Annotated in this window: 24 protein-coding genes; 23 read left to right on the plus strand and 1 reads right to left on the minus strand. The window is 38.2% G+C overall.

Going from position 1 to position 16965, the window contains the following annotated elements; translation table 11 throughout:
* Nucleotides 1-33: 33 nt before the first annotated feature.
* The 8 genes from AC1DOK_RS15620 to AC1DOK_RS15655 all read left to right on the plus strand — a co-directional run bounded on the left by AC1DOK_RS15620 (nt 34) and on the right by AC1DOK_RS15655 (nt 5493).
* Nucleotides 34-615: a class I SAM-dependent methyltransferase gene (locus tag AC1DOK_RS15620; protein ID WP_477555293.1), complete on the plus strand. Its 582-nt coding sequence runs from the start codon at nt 34-36 to the stop codon at nt 613-615.
* Between the two features lie 46 nt (nt 616-661).
* Nucleotides 662-1783: a phosphatase PAP2 family protein gene (locus AC1DOK_RS15625; RefSeq protein WP_477555223.1), complete on the plus strand. Its 1122-nt coding sequence runs from the start codon at nt 662-664 to the stop codon at nt 1781-1783.
* A 42-nt stretch (nt 1784-1825) separates the two neighbouring features.
* Complete coding sequence (locus AC1DOK_RS15630) at nt 1826-2443, plus strand: DedA family protein (RefSeq protein ID WP_477555224.1); 618 nt, start codon at nt 1826-1828, stop codon at nt 2441-2443.
* On the plus strand, nt 2443-3138 hold the full coding sequence (locus AC1DOK_RS15635) for a response regulator (RefSeq protein ID WP_477555225.1): 696 nt from the start codon (nt 2443-2445) through the stop codon (nt 3136-3138). The genes AC1DOK_RS15630 and AC1DOK_RS15635 overlap by 1 nt, the downstream gene beginning before the upstream one ends.
* Complete coding sequence (locus AC1DOK_RS15640) at nt 3128-4171, plus strand: HAMP domain-containing sensor histidine kinase (protein ID WP_477555226.1); 1044 nt, start codon at nt 3128-3130, stop codon at nt 4169-4171. Before AC1DOK_RS15635 ends, AC1DOK_RS15640 begins: the two co-directional genes overlap by 11 nt.
* 52 nt (nt 4172-4223) lie before the next feature.
* Nucleotides 4224-4697 (plus strand): hypothetical protein, encoded by a 474-nt coding sequence (locus AC1DOK_RS15645; protein WP_477555227.1) that lies wholly within the window; start codon nt 4224-4226, stop codon nt 4695-4697.
* A 27-nt stretch (nt 4698-4724) separates the two neighbouring features.
* Entirely contained in the window at nt 4725-5156 is a 432-nt protein-coding gene (locus tag AC1DOK_RS15650; protein ID WP_477555228.1) for a hypothetical protein, read from the plus strand.
* 130 nt (nt 5157-5286) lie between these two features.
* The gene (locus AC1DOK_RS15655; protein WP_477555229.1) at nt 5287-5493 is read left to right on the plus strand and encodes a hypothetical protein; all 207 of its coding nucleotides are present in this window, start codon (nt 5287-5289) and stop codon (nt 5491-5493) included.
* Nucleotides 5494-5510: 17 nt separating this feature from the next.
* Here the strand turns inward: AC1DOK_RS15655 and AC1DOK_RS15660 are convergent, their stop codons facing one another.
* Nucleotides 5511-5834: a hypothetical protein gene (locus tag AC1DOK_RS15660; protein ID WP_477555230.1), complete on the minus strand. Its 324-nt coding sequence runs from the start codon at nt 5832-5834 to the stop codon at nt 5511-5513.
* Nucleotides 5835-5926: 92 nt separating this feature from the next.
* Here AC1DOK_RS15660 and AC1DOK_RS15665 point away from each other — a divergent pair, with 92 nt between their 5' ends.
* From AC1DOK_RS15665 to AC1DOK_RS15735, 15 genes are all read left to right on the plus strand, one after another.
* Nucleotides 5927-6283, plus strand: coding sequence for a MerR family transcriptional regulator (locus tag AC1DOK_RS15665; RefSeq protein WP_477555231.1), 357 nt, complete (start codon nt 5927-5929; stop codon nt 6281-6283).
* A 114-nt stretch (nt 6284-6397) separates the two neighbouring features.
* Nucleotides 6398-6868 carry a hypothetical protein gene (locus AC1DOK_RS15670; RefSeq protein WP_477555232.1) on the plus strand — a complete coding sequence of 157 codons (471 nt, stop codon included), beginning with the start codon at nt 6398-6400 and terminating at the stop codon, nt 6866-6868.
* A gap of 60 nt (nt 6869-6928) precedes the next feature.
* Nucleotides 6929-7771, plus strand: a complete 843-nt coding sequence (locus AC1DOK_RS15675; RefSeq protein ID WP_477555294.1) for an aldo/keto reductase — start codon at nt 6929-6931, stop codon at nt 7769-7771.
* A 144-nt stretch (nt 7772-7915) separates the two neighbouring features.
* Nucleotides 7916-8551, plus strand: coding sequence for a pyridoxamine 5'-phosphate oxidase family protein (locus AC1DOK_RS15680; RefSeq protein WP_477555233.1), 636 nt, complete (start codon nt 7916-7918; stop codon nt 8549-8551).
* A gap of 31 nt (nt 8552-8582) precedes the next feature.
* A complete protein-coding gene (locus tag AC1DOK_RS15685; protein WP_477555234.1) occupies nt 8583-9395 on the plus strand; it encodes a VanW family protein in 813 nt (270 codons plus the stop codon).
* Nucleotides 9396-9443: 48 nt separating this feature from the next.
* Complete coding sequence (locus AC1DOK_RS15690; protein ID WP_477555235.1) at nt 9444-10016, plus strand: GNAT family N-acetyltransferase; 573 nt, start codon at nt 9444-9446, stop codon at nt 10014-10016.
* 69 nt (nt 10017-10085) lie between these two features.
* Nucleotides 10086-10523, plus strand: coding sequence for a VanZ family protein (locus tag AC1DOK_RS15695; RefSeq protein ID WP_477555236.1), 438 nt, complete (start codon nt 10086-10088; stop codon nt 10521-10523).
* A 37-nt stretch (nt 10524-10560) separates the two neighbouring features.
* On the plus strand, nt 10561-11088 hold the full coding sequence (locus tag AC1DOK_RS15700; protein WP_477555237.1) for a DinB family protein: 528 nt from the start codon (nt 10561-10563) through the stop codon (nt 11086-11088).
* Between the two features lie 177 nt (nt 11089-11265).
* Nucleotides 11266-11763 (plus strand): hypothetical protein, encoded by a 498-nt coding sequence (locus AC1DOK_RS15705; protein WP_477555238.1) that lies wholly within the window; start codon nt 11266-11268, stop codon nt 11761-11763.
* A 90-nt stretch (nt 11764-11853) separates the two neighbouring features.
* Entirely contained in the window at nt 11854-12315 is a 462-nt protein-coding gene (locus AC1DOK_RS15710; RefSeq protein WP_477555239.1) for a GNAT family N-acetyltransferase, read from the plus strand.
* Between the two features lie 137 nt (nt 12316-12452).
* A complete protein-coding gene (locus tag AC1DOK_RS15715) occupies nt 12453-13001 on the plus strand; it encodes an SLOG family protein (protein WP_477555240.1) in 549 nt (182 codons plus the stop codon).
* A 358-nt stretch (nt 13002-13359) separates the two neighbouring features.
* Entirely contained in the window at nt 13360-14214 is an 855-nt protein-coding gene (murB, locus tag AC1DOK_RS15720; RefSeq protein WP_477555295.1) for a UDP-N-acetylmuramate dehydrogenase, read from the plus strand.
* Between the two features lie 32 nt (nt 14215-14246).
* Complete coding sequence (locus tag AC1DOK_RS15725; RefSeq protein ID WP_477555241.1) at nt 14247-15236, plus strand: bifunctional riboflavin kinase/FAD synthetase; 990 nt, start codon at nt 14247-14249, stop codon at nt 15234-15236.
* 215 nt (nt 15237-15451) lie between these two features.
* A complete protein-coding gene (locus tag AC1DOK_RS15730) occupies nt 15452-16420 on the plus strand; it encodes a quinone oxidoreductase family protein (protein ID WP_477555242.1) in 969 nt (322 codons plus the stop codon).
* A gap of 99 nt (nt 16421-16519) precedes the next feature.
* Nucleotides 16520-16936, plus strand: a complete 417-nt coding sequence (locus AC1DOK_RS15735) for a MarR family winged helix-turn-helix transcriptional regulator (protein ID WP_477555243.1) — start codon at nt 16520-16522, stop codon at nt 16934-16936.
* The last annotated feature ends 29 nt before the right edge of the window (nt 16937-16965 follow it).

A 16965-nucleotide genomic window follows, 5' to 3' on the forward strand; every position in this document is an offset into this window, starting at 1 on the left:
AGGATTGTGAAGGTTGAAGAGGGAGATGAAGAGATGTTGAGTATCAGTGAGCGGTTACAAGAAAGACTTGTTTTTTTTTCTACATTTTTGCGTTCACCCGGACAAATGGGGAGTGTTACGCCTAGCTCCAAGTTTTTAGCGATGAAAATGACACAAATGGTCCCGTGGCATCAGGTAAGAAGTGTGGCAGAACTCGGTGCTGGTACAGGAGCTATTACCAAATACATTCAAGCAGCTGCAAGTAATGACACAAAAGTATTGCTTTTTGAGAAAGACAACGATTTACGCAAGGAATTAAGTCATCAATATACACAATATCCAAGTTATATAGATGCCACTCAACTTCAATTTGCGATGCAACACGAACAGATTGAACAGCTTGACTGTATTATAAGTGGTTTACCCTTTTTTAATTTTCCTCAAGCGCTCAGAGATCAGCTTATAGGGCAAATTATTAGTTCACTTAAAGATGATGGATTGTTTATTGCTTTTCAATATTCTCAACAAATGAAGAAACAATTATCTAAATATTTTGATATTAAAACCGTTAAATTTGTTCCACTTAACCTTCCACCTGCATTTGTATATGTTTGTACGAAAAGGAGGCATAGCTAATGACCATTGATGTTCAGCACTTATTGCATATACCGTTTGGTGCATTATGAGGAGCGGGATCGCGAAGTATACGCCTCTATTATGGATACTGGCTATCCCAGTTTTAAATGTATTTTACGGCATCTTGAATCATGTAGATTCTAACACCATTAATTTAGTGACAGATCTTGATGGACAAATACCTTTTGTTCCTGGTTTTATTGTTCCTTACTTGCTGTGGTACCCTTTCATTTTTGGACTACTTATTATTTTTTGTATGCATAATCGTAAGGTCTATTATCGAACCTTGAGTGCTATATGTGCTGGATTGATTGTGTCTTATATCATCTATTATTTTTATCAGACTACAGTTACACGTCCACCCATAACAGATGAGGGGTTAATGTATTCATTAGTCCAGCTCGTTTATCAGACGGATCAACCTTATAATTGTTTTCCCAGTATTCATGTATTAACCAGCTACCTAGTGATGAAGGGCATATTAGATTGTACGAATCAGTCTAAGATTGTGCGATTCATGGTCGTTATCACCTCATGGTCGATTATATTTTCAACTTTATTTGTTAAACAGCATGTTGTATTAGATGTAATTGGGGCAATCCTACTCGGAAAACTCCTTTATTATATAATTGGAAAATGCATGCAGAGTCATTATTTACAAATGCTGCTGCGAGTTGATAAAAGACTGTTTTATTGGTGTAATCAGACGTTAAATCGGGCAATTCTGGATCGTTTTTTTGGAATTATCACTCATACCGGTGGGGCGATTTGTACGATATTTCTTTCGTTATCACTCGTTATATTTGCTTCAGGGTTATGGCAGACAGTCGGCTTTGAGAGTTTAGCGGCCTTGTCGATCAGTCATCTGGTTGTAGCTATTATAAAAAAGAAAATTCCAAGAACAAGACCCTTTCTCGCTCTATCACAAGTAAAAGTAGGTTCAAATCCTCTATTCGATTCCTCATTTCCTTCGGGTCATACAACAGCTATTTTCTCAGTTATTACACCAATCTTGTTTGTTACAGGTAGTGTTTCGATTGTACTTCTACTCCTTGCCATAATGGTTGGATTGTCACGTATTTACCTAGGGCTTCACTATCCGTCGGATATTCTCGCAGGGAGCTTACTTGGAATTGTAACTGGTTTTTTCATGGTCATATTAATTTAGTAATGTTGTGTCATCGAACAAGATGTATGGAGGTGCATATAAATGAACTACGATTTGCTAGTTACTTTGATTCATGATTTTGGTTATGTCGCTTTATTCTTCTCCCTGTGGCTTGGTATTGTAGGCATGCCTATTCCGGATGAAGTCATTGTGATGACAGGAGGAGCATTAACTGGAGATGGGACTTTGTTAGCTTTCCCCGCATTCATACTAACATATTTAGGGGTTATTTCAGGAATATCACTAGGTTATGTTCTGGGCCGATTTATGGGTGAGAAGGTGCTCGAACGATTACGAAGAAAGAATAAAATACAGAAATACTTGATCGTTTCAGAAAATTTGATTAATAAATATGGAAGTTTTGCGTTATGCATCAGCTATTTTCTTCCAATAGTAAGGCATGTCATGCCCTATGTAGTAGGTCTCAACCAAATGAGCTTCAAGCGTTATGCGTTGTATGCCTATACGACTGGTTTTGTTTGGACACTAATTTATTTTACAATGGGGAGTTTAATTGGAATTCATATACAAGAAATTGGAACTATGATTTATACTTATGGCATGATGATCTTGTGGTTTCTTATTGTAGGGAGTGCGGTGTTTATCATTATTCGATATGGTTTTCAATATAATAAGTCTCGGGAGGGTGGTCAAAGTTGATGCAAACGAAAATTCTGGTCGTTGACGATGATCGAGAAATTCGGGATATCCTTCACATCTACTTGCGTAATGAAGGGTATCATGTTCTACAAGCAGAGGATGGGGTACAGGCGCTAGCCCTTCTTCATCGTGAGAATATCGACTTAATCATATTAGATATCATGATGCCGAATATGGATGGCATTCATGCTTGTTTAACCATAAGGGAGACATCGGGTATACCGATCATTATGATTTCAGCCAAAGGAGAAGATCTTGATAAGATTACGGGTCTATCGACTGGAGCAGATGATTATATGACCAAACCATTTAACCCCCTCGAATTAATTGCAAGGGTTAAAGCGCAGTTAAGGAGAGTCAATTACAACTCTGTCAATACAACTTCTGATCTTTCCCTCATTTCTATTAATGACCTTGTTATCAACAAGGATCATCACACGATCACCGCTCGAGGTAAGGGAGTAGCTTTAACCCCGATTGAATTTTCGATACTTGAATTGTTAGCCACCCATCGAGGACAAGTATTTAACATTGATAAGATTTATCAGAATGTATGGAAGGACCAAACGGCCTTTTACTCCGAAAATACGGTTATGGTCCATATTCGGAATATTCGCGAAAAAATTGAAATAAACCCTAGAGAACCACAGTATATTAAAACGGTTTGGGGAGTGGGGTATAAGATTGAGAAGTAAAATATGGGAATTCATAAGTGGCAAAAAAAGCATTCGGATTCAAATTCTATGGGCTTTTTTATTCAGCTTCCTGCTTTCGTTTATGGCGGCGGCGGCATTGCAGAATCTCTATTATGATTCAGTTGAATTTGCTTTTATAGGTACATTCATTTTCTGTTTTATATTTTTTACTCGCCACATTATGAGGTACATAAAGGCACTTACAGATGGATTAAAGTCGATCGCAGACGGAAACTTGAGCTACCGACTCCCCATTCTAAGACAAGATGAGCTGGGGATTGTCGCGCAGAACATCAACCATATGGCAGAACAACTGAATGAACGGATGGAACGAGAACGCCAATTGGAGAAGTCCAAGATGGAGTTAATTACAGCTGTCTCGCATGATATTAGAACTCCTTTGACAAGTATTATTGGCTATCTAGATTTACTCAAATCTCGTACATTCCAAGATGAGAAGGAGCAAGAACGTTATATTGATAATGCGTTTAATAAAACACAACAGCTCAAAAAGCTGATTGATGATTTGTTTGAATATACTCGGCTATCCAATCGCGATGTTCGTTTAACGTATCAGGAAGTTGATTTTAATAGTTTGCTAGAGCAGATGATAATTGAACTTGAACCAGTCGCCAAAGAGCAAGGTGTCGAGATAGATAAAGATATGATTCCCGCTCGCTATATGATTCGTATCGATGTTGATAAAATGGTTAGGGCGATAGACAATTTATTCATGAATGCTTTGAAGTTCTCAGTTAAACCAGGTGATATTAAGGTAAGTATCTCACAACGGAATAATCGGATTTTATTGAGTATCGCGAATTATGGTAAGCCAATCACCAAGGAACAAGAAAAGCATATATTCGAACGGTTCTATCAAACGGAGTCATCCACATCTGACCAACGGGTGCCTACAGGGTACGGTCTAGGACTGTCGATTGCGAAGCAGATCGTTGAATTACATGGTGGGAGCATTTGGCTGGAGCATAATGAGGGGTATTATGAGTTTTGTATTACGTTGAAAATTATGTAAATTATGGTGCTGTTAAAAGATAAATGCGGAACAAAAGGAGTAAATATGTGCCATGAGCTTATATCATTATATCGCAGCTAATCATGAACTACCTACAGGTAGCTTTGGTATGAATAAAGAAATGGTCATTCACGAGAATGGTGAAATAGAATATGAATCATTAGAAGATTTAGCAGGGATCGGTGTACATGACTTAGGTGCTGAGTTTGAAGCAGTTAAGAAACATTTTCATAACCAATTCGTCTATCATATATTCGAAAACTGCGGTAATTTCCATATAAGTGAAGACCTTATGGAAAATTTCCCGGAGGATTTCCTATTAAACGGGAAATGTCTGATTGAATTGTTCAATTACATCGAATGCAACCTTACAGAGAATGGAATGATTGAAATCTATTCCTGCTGGATTGGCGAAGAGACAGAAAGCAAGGAACATAAGTTAACGACAGAAATTCATTTAAATCGTTTCTCATTAAGCAACAATTTCTCCTTAAAGGATCGGCAATATTTTAAAGTAACGAAATAATGAGCCTAATTTAATGAGAGGATTCATATGAGAACTTTTTTACGTTTCAGTCTGATTTGCATGGTTTATGCTTTCATATTGTTCATTGTTGCTGAAGGTATGGTAAATCGAGGACGAATTCAGGATATTACGGGATATAGCTTTGAGCAAATTGATAGGTTTATCTTGGTAGGAACACTTATTCTAGTTGGGTTGCTGACATGTTTATGTATATATCTGACCAAACTCTGGTTGACGGGTAGGGGAATAGCTTTATGGTCTGTGATCCTCTGGTTTCCATTTTGGCTTATTTTCATTCTAGGATTTGCTTATCTATTTCCTAATTATAACCAATATGATAATAACCCTGCTTCTGGATTAATCATAATCGGAATGATTCTATTTTATCCTTTATATGTAGGGATAACCGTTGCATTAGGTATTGCGTGGGGTAACAACAAGCAGGGGGATGAACTATGAATATAAATTTGAAGGTCGTGTCAATCATATGATGACTACAGCCGAAAAGCGTAATTTTTTAATCATCTTTATCCACATTTACTGAAATAGTGACTTTTTTTCTATAGCTGATCTAAATCATAATCAGTGCTTGTTAAAGACAGAACCATATGCAGAACGTAGCGGAGGGGACGGAATTGTTCTGGAGAAGCGAAGCGTTCGCCTTTGCCACCGGATTTCTACCGCTCTAAGCGGTATAGGATCAAGAAATCTGGGGGCAACAGCGATCGTAGGGACAATCCGTCCACGCAGCAGCGGTCATCTATCGGCACTATTAGAATTTTTCGAGCAGTCTTGAATGTTTATAAGATTAAGTTAAATAATATACAACACGATAATAATGATAGAAACAATCAGTCGCATTATATGATGTCGAAAATTAATTTTTCCGTACATATGATAACCATTCACTAATGCCAGCACTTGCATCAAGATAAGACTTGTTACTAATAAAATAAGCAATTTAGGATAACTAAAGATGAATAGCGAAGAAACGGTGATAATTGCACCTATAATTGTTATTGCTACTGCTGACCACACGGGAATTGATTTCTTGATGTATCCGATTAAACCAGCCATTAATGACATAGCTCCGTACATAAACGTAAGTATTATTGCTGCCAACGATACAATGATCAAATTAAGCCCTCCATTTGTTAGGATGAATATGTATCTATTACAATCTGTGGGGTTAACCCCATGTCAATAGAAATTATTGAGGATGTGAGAACATGCGAATTGGAGAATTTGTTGCCCTACTAAATACCACCAAGGATACAGTCAGACATTACGAGGAATTAAATTTAATAACACCAATCAGGAAAGGAAATAATAAGCATTATGGGGAGAAAGATATTCAGGATTTTGAAGTCATCATGGAATTAAAAGACTATGGAATTAGTTTGAAAGAAATTCAAATCATTTTCAATTTAAAACATGCATTCGGGTGTGGTGATAAACAACTAGTAGCTAAGCTTTATAATCAGTTAACAAACCATCTAGACGTACTTAGACAGGAAGAAGAGGAAATACATAGAAGAAGAATTAATTTGCATAATCAAATCGAAAGCATTAAGGGATTACTGTGAACTTCCTTATTAATAACTATAGAGCATCATCTTGAGCCGTCTGCTATTGCTTTGTTTACATGGAAACACGTAGAATAGACGAGAAGCAAAGAAAATCAATATATGGAGGCATCTATGCTCAGTTTTGAAGACAAATTAGCCATTCTGGATTCTTTTCCACAATTACAGCGTAAAGCTGTATCACTTGGACGTATGAACTATCACTATGAAGACAGCGCTTATGATAAAAAAATTGTTGCTTATCACATACATCCTAATGGGAACGGATTTGTATACGCGGGTCAATTGCAAGGTTATCAATTAGACGATAAAGGTTTTGTAAATATTCGCGAATTCACCGAGGAAGAGCTTCGTAACATCATACAGGCTTCCATCCAATCACTTACTGGTGAAAGTGTGGAGAAGAAAACGTTAAGTAAAGCAACAGAGGAACGCTGGATCGATCAGATTGATCAGATTCTAATTCTTACTTATCAAGATGACATGTGGTATGTGTATGACGGCAGTAATATAGAGTCCGTGTTTGAGACTTATTCTGAGGCTCAGCAGTATTTGAAAGAAGAAGGCTTTTTACCTTATAATTAAAAGGACAGCCGAATTGGTCAATAAACCTATGGAGGTATGATACTTATGGTGAACATACAAATTGCAACAAATTTACAAGATACAACGACACTACATAATGGTGTGCAAATGCCTTGGTTTGGTCTCGGAGTGTTCAAGGTTCAGAATGGTGATGAGGCCGTTACTTCTGTGAAGAATGCGATTAAGCATAACTACCGGAGTATCGATACAGCGGCTATTTATCAGAACGAAGAAGGTGTGGGTCAGGGTATTCGTGAAGGTTTAGAAGAAACCGGTCTTTCAAGAGAAGATTTATTCATCACTTCCAAAGTGTGGATTTCTGATTTTGGCTATGAAGAGACTTTGGCTGCCTTTGATACAAGCTTAACTAAATTAGGCTTAGAGTATCTGGATTTATATCTCATCCACTGGGCAATGGGTAATTATAAAGACACTTGGAGAGCAATGGAGACTCTGTATAAAGAGGGTAAAATCAAAGCAATCGGAGTAAGTAATTTTCATATTAGTCATTTAGAAGATTTACTGAAGGATGCAGAGATTGTTCCAATGGTAAACCAAGTCGAGTATCACCCACATCTGACTCAAAAAGAACTACAAGCATACTGTCAGGAACATAGAATTCAGCTTGAAGCATGGTCTCCGCTCAAACAAGGTAAACTACTGAACGACCCTACTCTAATGGAGGTTGCTCAGAAATACAACAAAACTGTTGCACAAATCATTCTGCGTTGGGATCTTCAAAATGGAGTTGTAACAATTCCAAAATCAATTAAAGAACAACGTATTATTGAAAATGCAGATCTATTTGACTTTGCACTATCACTTGAGGATATGGAACGTATCGATGCAATGAATAAGAATGAGCGGACTGGACCGAATCCAGACAATCCTAAATTTGATTAATAGGTAAGAAAATCAGGGAGTCAGTTGAGAGTGTATCAGCTGGCTCTTTGTGTTTTATTGTGAAAAAGAGGAGATTAAGAGGAAATAACAGTTCAATATGGAATTAAAAAAGATACTGAATTTAGAAAATGAGGTAATTTTCAAATGAAGAGCATTGCTTTTGATAAACAAATTACGACAGAACAAGAGCTTAGATCTCTATTAGGTTACCCTGGTGAATTAGTTAAACATAAATCAATCGATCATTTAGATGAACATTGTCGTAATTTTATAGCGCAATCGCCAATTGTATTCATTTCTACTTCAGATCGTACTGGAGCATGTGACGTTTCTCCCCGAGGAGATCGTGCTGGATTCATATTGGTTGTCGATGAGCAGCATTTGGTTATTCCTGAGCGGCCAGGCAATCGAAGATTCGATTCACTTCTAAATATACTAGCTAATCCTCACATTGGGATGATTTTTATGATTCCTGGACTCGAAGAGACACTGCGGATAAATGGAAAAGCATGTATTGTTCAAGACGATGATATATTAGAACAGATGAAGGCAAAAGATAAAAAACCTCTTCTTGGTATTGGTGTAGAAGTTGAAGAGTGTTATATGCACTGTGCTAAAGCGTTCAAGAGGTCTAAACTATGGGAGCCAAATGAATGGCCGGATCAAGCAGCCTTACCTGTAGTATCAAGGATTATTGCAGATCATGCCAATATTGAGGGTGTATCAGCTGAAGATGTTGCTAAATCTCTACAAGAAACCTATGAGAAGCGTCTGTACTAATCTTAAGTTTGTATGAGTTGGGGGTATCTAATTGGTAAAGCAAATCTTGAGTAAGATTCCGCTTATTTATAAGCTTCGAATAATTCAACTTCGTATAACAAGATCATTACATAATCTGTTTATAAAGTTCGCTACTGAGAGAAAAGGAAGTTCGTTGCCCTATATAATCAAGCGACATCAATCCTTACTCCGAAGAAGACTGGGTTCCTCAGATCCTCAGTTACAGGAAAACAAAATAACGAATCTGCGGCTTGCTATACAAGAACTAGACGGTATTACAATCCATCCAGGTGAAACCTTATCGTTCTGGAAACTCATAGGTAAGCCCACAGTAAGTAAGGGTTATATTGAAGGGTTGCTGTTATCTCAAGGGGAAGTGAAGACAGGTATTGGAGGAGGCTTATGTCAATTAGCTAATTTACTCTTTTGGCTAGCCATGCATAGTCCTTTAGAAATTAAAGAAAGACATCACCACAGCTTTGATCCCTTTCCTGATGAGCAAAGAGTCCTGCCGTTTGGGAGCGGGGCTAGTGTCTTTTATAATTATGTGGATCTACGATTATATAACGCAACCGATCATAAATTACAAATTCAGGTCTGGCTAACCGACTCGCATATAAAAGGATCTATTCATTGCGATGCGGAGTGGCCCTATTCCTATCATGTTGAAGAAAGAAACCATCAATTTCATCAGTCAGCAGGAAGAAATTATCGAGAGAATGAAATATGGCGCAAAGTGATTGATAAACGCACGGGTCTGATTATTTCTGAGGAACGATTGATTCATAATTATTCTGAGGTGAAATATGAGATACCATGCGAGCGTGATGAGATTACTTGCTAGTTTATAGGAAAATCTAGTGTAAAATTACAATTCGATAGAAAGGTGTTCGTGATTAAATTGCAATACGAAATATGTACCGAAAGATTAGTGCTTAGAGTTGTAAATGAATCAGCAACTGAGCAGGTGCTTGATTATGTGCTGCGCAATAAACAATTTTTAGAACAATGGGAAGTTGAGAGAACGGAAGATTATTACACGCTACAAGCTCAAAGGAAGTTGCTAATCGATGAGACGAGGAAGATTGAGAGTGGCGATGCGTTTAAGGTATGGATTTATAAAAAAGAACAACCTGATCGGATCATTGGCTCGATTGGTTTAAGTAATCTTGTAAGAGGCGCCTTTTTATCATGCCATCTTGGTTACCGTGTGGATAAAGATGAGTGTAATAAAGGCTATATGGCTGAAGCATTGAAAGAAGTCATTGCTTATGGATTTAATGTACTTGGCTTGCATCGAATTGAAGCGAACATTATGCCGAGAAACAAAGCTTCTATGAAGGTTATTGAGAATCTAGGGTTCTATCATGAAGGCTTAGCGCTAAAATACTTGAAAATTAACGGAATATGGGAAGATCATGTCCATATGGTTATCCGAAATATAGACCTAGAATCTGTTGAATGAATTGAGCAAATATTAATTCGTATTCTTCAATAAAAATGGACCCCACAGAAGAAAGGGGACAAGGATCTGATGTTCCGTTATTCATTCTACAATAATCGATGGATCAATATTGTCATTGTGGTCATGATGTTCATTTATGCTCTGATCATGATTAAGCTACTCTTTTGGAGAGGACATGATAATGACTACCATTATAATGTGATCCCATTCCAAACAATTAAACTGTATATCGTTAATCGTGCGTATTTTGATTTAGAGACGTGGATTAAGAATCTCTTTGGTAATATTGTTCTCTTTATTCCTCTGGGTGTGTTGATCCCACTATTGAATCGTAAGTTTATGAAATCGATGCTATTTATTGTGATGATCCTTGCTGTATTATTAAGTGTAGAGCTCCTGCAAATGGTAACTAAGGTGGGTAGCTTCGATGTAGATGATATTCTCCTAAATACGATTGGTGCCGTGATGGGGTTAGCTATTACTAAGCGATATATCAAAAGGTTGTAAAGCATCATACATATACAATTACTAGGAGGACAATGAAATGATGAATATGGACAAGATCTATTTAATAACGGATATTCCGGGCTACACACCTCATATTAGCCGATTTATATCAATGATGAATTATGCAAGACATACAACACTAGAAGCGGTCAAAGGATTAACTGCCCAGGAATTAGATTATTTGATGGATGAGAATAGTAATTCAATTGGTTCCTTGCTGCTACACTTTGCAGCTGTGGAAACTGCTTATCAAATCGCAACTTTCAAGGGTAGAGATTTAACAGATGAAGAGATAGCTAGCTTGGAACCTGCACTAAGCTTAGGTGATCGAGCTCGTGAGGAAATCAGAGGACACGAATTAGACTACTATTTGGACAAGCTTAATGAAGTTCGTAATCAGACGTATCAGTTGTTCCAAACCGTGAATGATGAGTGGTTACATACGGAAGAAGAATTCTGGTATGGTAAGCAAGGCAACTATTATTTCATGTGGTTCCACGTAATTGAAGATGAGATTAATCATCGTGGTCAAATTCGATTAATCAGAAAAAGAATACACGTTTAAACAATTAGATACAGGTGGTTAAGTGATGTGGTGCAGCTAGAATGTTTACAAATTTAGGTAAATACCAAGATTCAAAGCATTTCCATTGGCATGTAGTAAGTGGTAAGCAGATTAGATAAGACGAGCTATGAAGTTATGAGTAGTTAAATCCATTCTGGTGCTGTGAGGTGATTGTAATTGGGAGATTTACATCTGTCTAGGAAATTCTTCGCAGCACTGCTTGCTAATATACTAACCTGCATCTGGATTGCATATACGATTTATGCTCCAATTGCTAATCAACCAGATAAAGGCTTACATTGGTCATTTGGCACCATTTATTTCTTGTATTTAATTGCTTTGTTACCTTTCTTTCTAATTGGTGGGATGCCATTCTCAATTCTAGTTGATAACATTTGGGATAGAATGGATCGATTTCAGATCAAGTCGATTCTTCGTTTGGCAATAAACCTATTCGTCTATGGATTAGGTGGTATTCTTCTATTTCGTATCTGTATTCTTGTTATCCCTTCCCGAGATGATTTTAATGAATTACATGAATACCTTCCTTTCTATCAGTACTGTCTAATAGGTGGCATTCTATTCAATATAATGGATGAGCTATTGTCCAAAATACGTTTTATTCCACTTGGAAATTCGCATATTGATTCAGATAACACAGATCTTTTGCAATGATTAATTTGTAGAAAATGGATAATCCGTCCTCGAAGCCCAATCTAGCGTATAACCTTCTTCATCATTACTATTTTGCAAGGAGATTAATAAATGCAGATCCTATTTAAACTTCTAGATTCAGTTACTCAAGAAATTCCGTATGACTTATTATTACTAGCAGATCCATCTAAACAATTAATCGATGATTATATTCAAAGAGGAAAGTGTTACTTGGCCTATCATAACGATGTTCTAGTTGGAGAGTACGTTCTGATCCATACACATCCACAAACATTAGAACTCGTGAATGTTGCTGTTAAAGAAGAATATCAAGGTCAAGCAATTGGTAGAAGATTGATATCACATGCTATTGAAGAAGCTAAACGATTAGCAGCTAAATCACTTGAAATCGGAACGGGAAATTCAAGTATTCATCAATTAAAATTGTATCAGCAATGTGGATTTAGAATAACAGGCATAGATCATGATTTCTTTATTCGAAATTATAGTGAACCTATATTTGAAAATGGTATTCAGTGTCAGGATATGGTTAGACTTCGGATTGATTTGTAGATTAGTGAACACAGATAAACACCTTATTTTGTGAAATACTTGACTAGGCAAAGAGTTAACAAGACTGTAATGTTGCTTTATTATCATAAGTGACTGTGTTAACCTGTAACAAAGAATTGTCAGGGAGTGTTGTACAATTGAAACGGATTCTAATTACAGGATATAAAGCGACAGAGCTTGGAATCTTCTCACTTAAACACCCTGGAATCGCAATTATTAAGAAGGCTTTAAATAAACAAATCGTATCATTGATCGATGAAGGATTGGAATGGGTTATTGTCAGTGGACAGTGGGGGATCGAATTGTGGGCTGCGGAAGTTGTACTTGAACTCAAATCAACATACCCTGATCTTCAACTGGCAGTCATAACTCCATTCTTAGATCAAGAAGAAAAGTGGAGCGAAGAGAAGAAGGTCATTTATCAGAGCGTGACGCAGCAAGCAGACTATGTTAATAGTGTAAGTAAGAAGCAATATGATGGTGGATGGCAGTTTAGAGAGAAGAATAAGTTCCTTCTTCGTAATACGGATGGAATTTTACTTGTCTATGATGAAGAGAATGCGGGTTCTCCTAAATACATCAAAGAGCTGGCTGCTCAGCAAGGTGTACATCAAGACTATCCAATCATCTGTATCACCGCATACGATCTTCAGAGTATTGCGGATGAAGAACAATTTGAATATTAAGCAGCTTAAACATGGTTCTTTCATGCATAGGCTGTTTTTTTGATTTATGGTCATTATTACGAGAACAGAGAAATGTCGAAAAATGAGATCTGATCCCAATAACTGTAGTGATTTGCTGTTGGTCATCTTCTATGTTTACCGATCCATAGGATTGCATTTATCATATCTATATGGTTTAATTTAACCATTAACTTTACATACTAATTAGTATATAAAGTAATTAATAATTTGTTTTATAATGAAGTTATTTTAGTGAGAAAAGGTGAAACTGATGACGATGATCAACAGGGAAGAGCATAATGAAAATCAGTTAAATCCTTATTATAAGGTATTGCAAAAGCTGAGTATTCAGGATGTCATGTTATGTGAGCCCATTAAGAACCATACATATACAAAAATCGGGGGAAATGCGGATGTTATTATCATTCCGTCCAACTATGATGAACTTAGTAGAATCCTTCAAATAGCAAAAGAAGTTGATATTCCAGTTACCTTATTGGGGCATGGTTCCAATCTAATTGTTAAAGACGGAGGAGTTCGTGGAATTACCATTAGCTTAAAGAAAACGAATGAAATCCGATCGGAGAATCGGACGATATATGCTGGGGCTGGAGCATCTATCATTGATGTATCTCGATATGCCTTAGAACAGGAGTTAACGGGGCTTGAATTCGCTTGCGGTATCCCCGGAACGGTTGGCGGTGCATTGTTTATGAATGCAGGAGCCTATGGCGGACAAATATCAGATGTATTGGTGAAAGCTGTAGTTATGAACGAAGAGGGAGAGCTTCTTACCTTATCCAAGGAAGACCTGTTATTAGGGTATCGGAAGAGTATTTTTTCTACTAAAAAATACATCGTTCTGGAAGCTGAATTTAATCTACAACAATCTAGCTATGCAAGCATTAAAGAGACAATGGATGAGTTAACATGGGCGAGAGAAAGCAAACAGCCTTTAGAATATCCATCATGCGGCAGTGTGTTTAAACGTCCACCTGGCAATTTTGCCGGTAAGCTGATACAAGACAGCGGACTTCAAGGGATGAGAATTGGAGGAGCTGAAGTATCAACAAAACACGCTGGATTTATTGTGAATGTTAACAATGCTACAGCTAAGAATTACATCGACTTGATAGAATTTATTAAAGTTACAGTAAAAGAAAAGTTTGATGTTGATTTAGAGACTGAAGTCATTATTATTGGTGAAGATTAGCTCACCTAAGATTGTAGCGAAGAGGGATAACAATGGAAATAATTGAAGTTGCGTCAAAACCACCTCATGATTCTAAGCCACTTGTACTGGTTATCGGGAAATTTGATGGTATTCATAAAGGTCATCATGCGATTCTTCAAACCGCAAGAGAATCTATGGGGGATCAGGATAGTCTAGCCGTGTATAGTTTCTCTGATCATCCTCTGTGGATCTTGAAGCAAGATCCACAATACGAAAAAAAACTTACACCAGATACGGAAAAACTTGAGATTCTAAAGCGATACGGTGTTGAACGATATTATCGTGTTAATTTTACGAAAGCATACGCGGGAATAACGGCTAAAGAATTCATCTTGGAGCATATCTCTAGATTAAATGCGAAACGTATTGTCGTTGGAGAAGGATTCCATTTTGGGAAGGGTGGAGACTCCAGTACATCAGAGCTCAAAGAGTTATGTGCCCAAATTAATGTATCTGTTACCGTTGTACCTCTTATAAAAGAAGACGACAGAGAAATTAGCAGTAGTACGATTCGTTCACTAGTTCAAGACGGTAACATGGAAGCTGCACAAGCACGATTAGGTCGTCCTTATACAGTTACAGGGAATGTGATACATGGTGAGGCACTCGGGAGGGAACTTGGTTTTCCTACGATTAATTTAGGAGAAACTGATTCTTATGTCACTCCTAAGCCTGGGATATATTTAGGGACGGTAGAGATACACGATGCAGATGTTGACTCCAAATACTGGGACGTCCTCATTAGTGCAGGATATCGACCTACTGTGAATGGGAAAGGCTATTTGATCGAAGCACATATACTCGACTTCTCAGGGGATTTGTATGACAAAACCGTCTCTGTCTCATTCTTGCACTATATGCGTGATGAAATTAAATTCTCCGGCCTGGATCCGCTCATCAAGCAGATGGAAGCAGATAAGGCGGAAGCAAGACTGATGATAGAACGACGTACACAAGACGCAGAAGGTATAATCAGATCTATGAAGGAAATTAAACATTAGCTCAACCATTTTACACAAGCTAAGACACAAGAAGAACGCCATACAATGGCTTACGAATGCGCTGATTAATACTGATCTGCGCATTTTCTATGACTTGTTGCGGTTGTACATTCCCCTCACGTAGGCTGATAATTAGTAACCCATAAAGTTTGTGAATTGATCCATTTTATGGAATAATAAATGAGATTACATTGAACATATGGAGGTAAACAACTGTGAAAGCATTGGTATTTGACCGTTTTGGTGGTCCAGAGGTGTTAGGAATCCGAGAGATTCCGGATCCACTGCCAGCACCGGGTGTCGTTATCGTCAGGATGAAGGCAATTGGTCTTAACTTCGCGGACGTATATCGGCGTAAGGGCAACTATCATTTGGCAGGGCAGCCTCCTTACATACTCGGCTATGAAGGTGCGGGCGTTGTGGAACAAATTGGTCCTGGTGTGACGGTGCTGCAGGTTGGTGATCGTGTCGCATTCGCCGACGTCCCATTCGCTAACGCAGAGCTAGTTTCCGTGCCGCAGGATCGTATTATACCACTGCCTTCAGACATTTCGTTCGAGTTAGCTGCTTCGATACTACTACAAGGATTAACTGCGCATTATCTTGTTAACGATAGTTACCGTGTTCAAGCTGGTGACGAGGTGCTCGTTCATGCCGCTGCTGGCGGTGTTGGTCAGTTACTCGTGCAACTATGCAAGGCGAAGGGAGCTTATGTACTTGGTCTTACCTCATCGGCTGTCAAAAGGGAAAAAGCAATGCAAGCGGGCTGTGACGAGGTACTACTATACGATTCGATGTGGCAAGATGCGGTACATCGCTGGTCGAAGGATGGAGTAGGAGTACACGTCGCCTATGACTCTATTGGCTCTACACTGATGGATAGCTTCGCTTCTGTCCGGATCAAGGGTGCCGTTGTCTTCTACGGTATGGCAGGTGGTGATCCGCCTTTAGTGGATCCGCGGATGCTGATGGATACATCAAAGACGATTACGGGTGGTGATCTCTGGAATCACATCACTACACAGCAGGATAGAATCCGGCGCTCCTCAGCCCTGTTTGCTGAACTTCGTGCAGGGCGGCTACGTGTGGAACCTCCAACCACATTCTCACTTAGCGATGGTGCAAGTGCACACAGGCTCCTCGAAAGCCGAGCAAGTACAGGTAAAATTCTGCTGTTGCCCTAGTACATACAAGTACGGGTGAGAATGAGTGGTTTGATTTAAACATATATGCGTGTTATATTTAGCCTACTAACTATATTGTTCTGAGAATGGAGCAAGCCTGTGATTGATGATGAAATTCGGGAGCTTCTGGATAGAGTATCCTCTCAAATGCGCCGAAATTACTCGGAAATGCTGCGGGAACTAAATCTTCATGTAGGGCAAGATCAGTTGTTATGCCGATTGTGGAAAGAGGATGGGATTACTCAGATTCAGTTATGTGAACGATTGAACTGTGAGCCACCTACGATAACCAATATGGTCAAAACACTTGAAAGCTATGGATTAGTTTATCGTAAGCGAGATAATCCTGATGGCAGGGTCAGCAGAGTCTATCTAACGGATAAAGGACGAGAATTGCACGAACCAGTTGTGCAAATTTGGAAAAAGCAGCAAGAGAAATTACTTGAAGGAATTTTACCAGAAGAGCGTTTAATGTTAAGAAGACTTATGAAACAAATAGCTGAGAATATAATTTAAGCTCAGCTTTTTACTTAAATAGTTAGCAG

The sequence above is a fragment of the Paenibacillus sp. P5_B5 genome (genome assembly GCF_056400365.1).

Bases quoted from the DNA above. Each gene is read 5' to 3' on its own strand.
- AC1DOK_RS15620 (WP_477555293.1), top strand. From the start codon at position 34: ATGTTGAGTATCAGTGAGCGGTTACAAGAAAGACTTGTTTTTTTTTCT.
- AC1DOK_RS15625 (WP_477555223.1), top strand. From the start codon at position 662: ATGAGGAGCGGGATCGCGAAGTATACGCCTCTATTATGGATACTGGCT.
- AC1DOK_RS15630 (WP_477555224.1), top strand. From the start codon at position 1,826: ATGAACTACGATTTGCTAGTTACTTTGATTCATGATTTTGGTTATGTC.
- AC1DOK_RS15635 (WP_477555225.1), top strand. From the start codon at position 2,443: ATGCAAACGAAAATTCTGGTCGTTGACGATGATCGAGAAATTCGGGAT.
- AC1DOK_RS15645 (WP_477555227.1), top strand. From the start codon at position 4,224: ATGAGCTTATATCATTATATCGCAGCTAATCATGAACTACCTACAGGT.
- AC1DOK_RS15650 (WP_477555228.1), top strand. From the start codon at position 4,725: ATGAGAACTTTTTTACGTTTCAGTCTGATTTGCATGGTTTATGCTTTC.
- AC1DOK_RS15665 (WP_477555231.1), top strand. From the start codon at position 5,927: ATGCGAATTGGAGAATTTGTTGCCCTACTAAATACCACCAAGGATACA.
- AC1DOK_RS15670 (WP_477555232.1), top strand. From the start codon at position 6,398: ATGCTCAGTTTTGAAGACAAATTAGCCATTCTGGATTCTTTTCCACAA.
- AC1DOK_RS15680 (WP_477555233.1), top strand. From the start codon at position 7,916: ATGAAGAGCATTGCTTTTGATAAACAAATTACGACAGAACAAGAGCTT.
- AC1DOK_RS15695 (WP_477555236.1), top strand. From the start codon at position 10,086: ATGTTCCGTTATTCATTCTACAATAATCGATGGATCAATATTGTCATT.
- AC1DOK_RS15700 (WP_477555237.1), top strand. From the start codon at position 10,561: ATGATGAATATGGACAAGATCTATTTAATAACGGATATTCCGGGCTAC.
- AC1DOK_RS15710 (WP_477555239.1), top strand. From the start codon at position 11,854: ATGCAGATCCTATTTAAACTTCTAGATTCAGTTACTCAAGAAATTCCG.
- murB (WP_477555295.1), top strand. From the start codon at position 13,360: ATGTTATGTGAGCCCATTAAGAACCATACATATACAAAAATCGGGGGA.
- AC1DOK_RS15725 (WP_477555241.1), top strand. From the start codon at position 14,247: ATGGAAATAATTGAAGTTGCGTCAAAACCACCTCATGATTCTAAGCCA.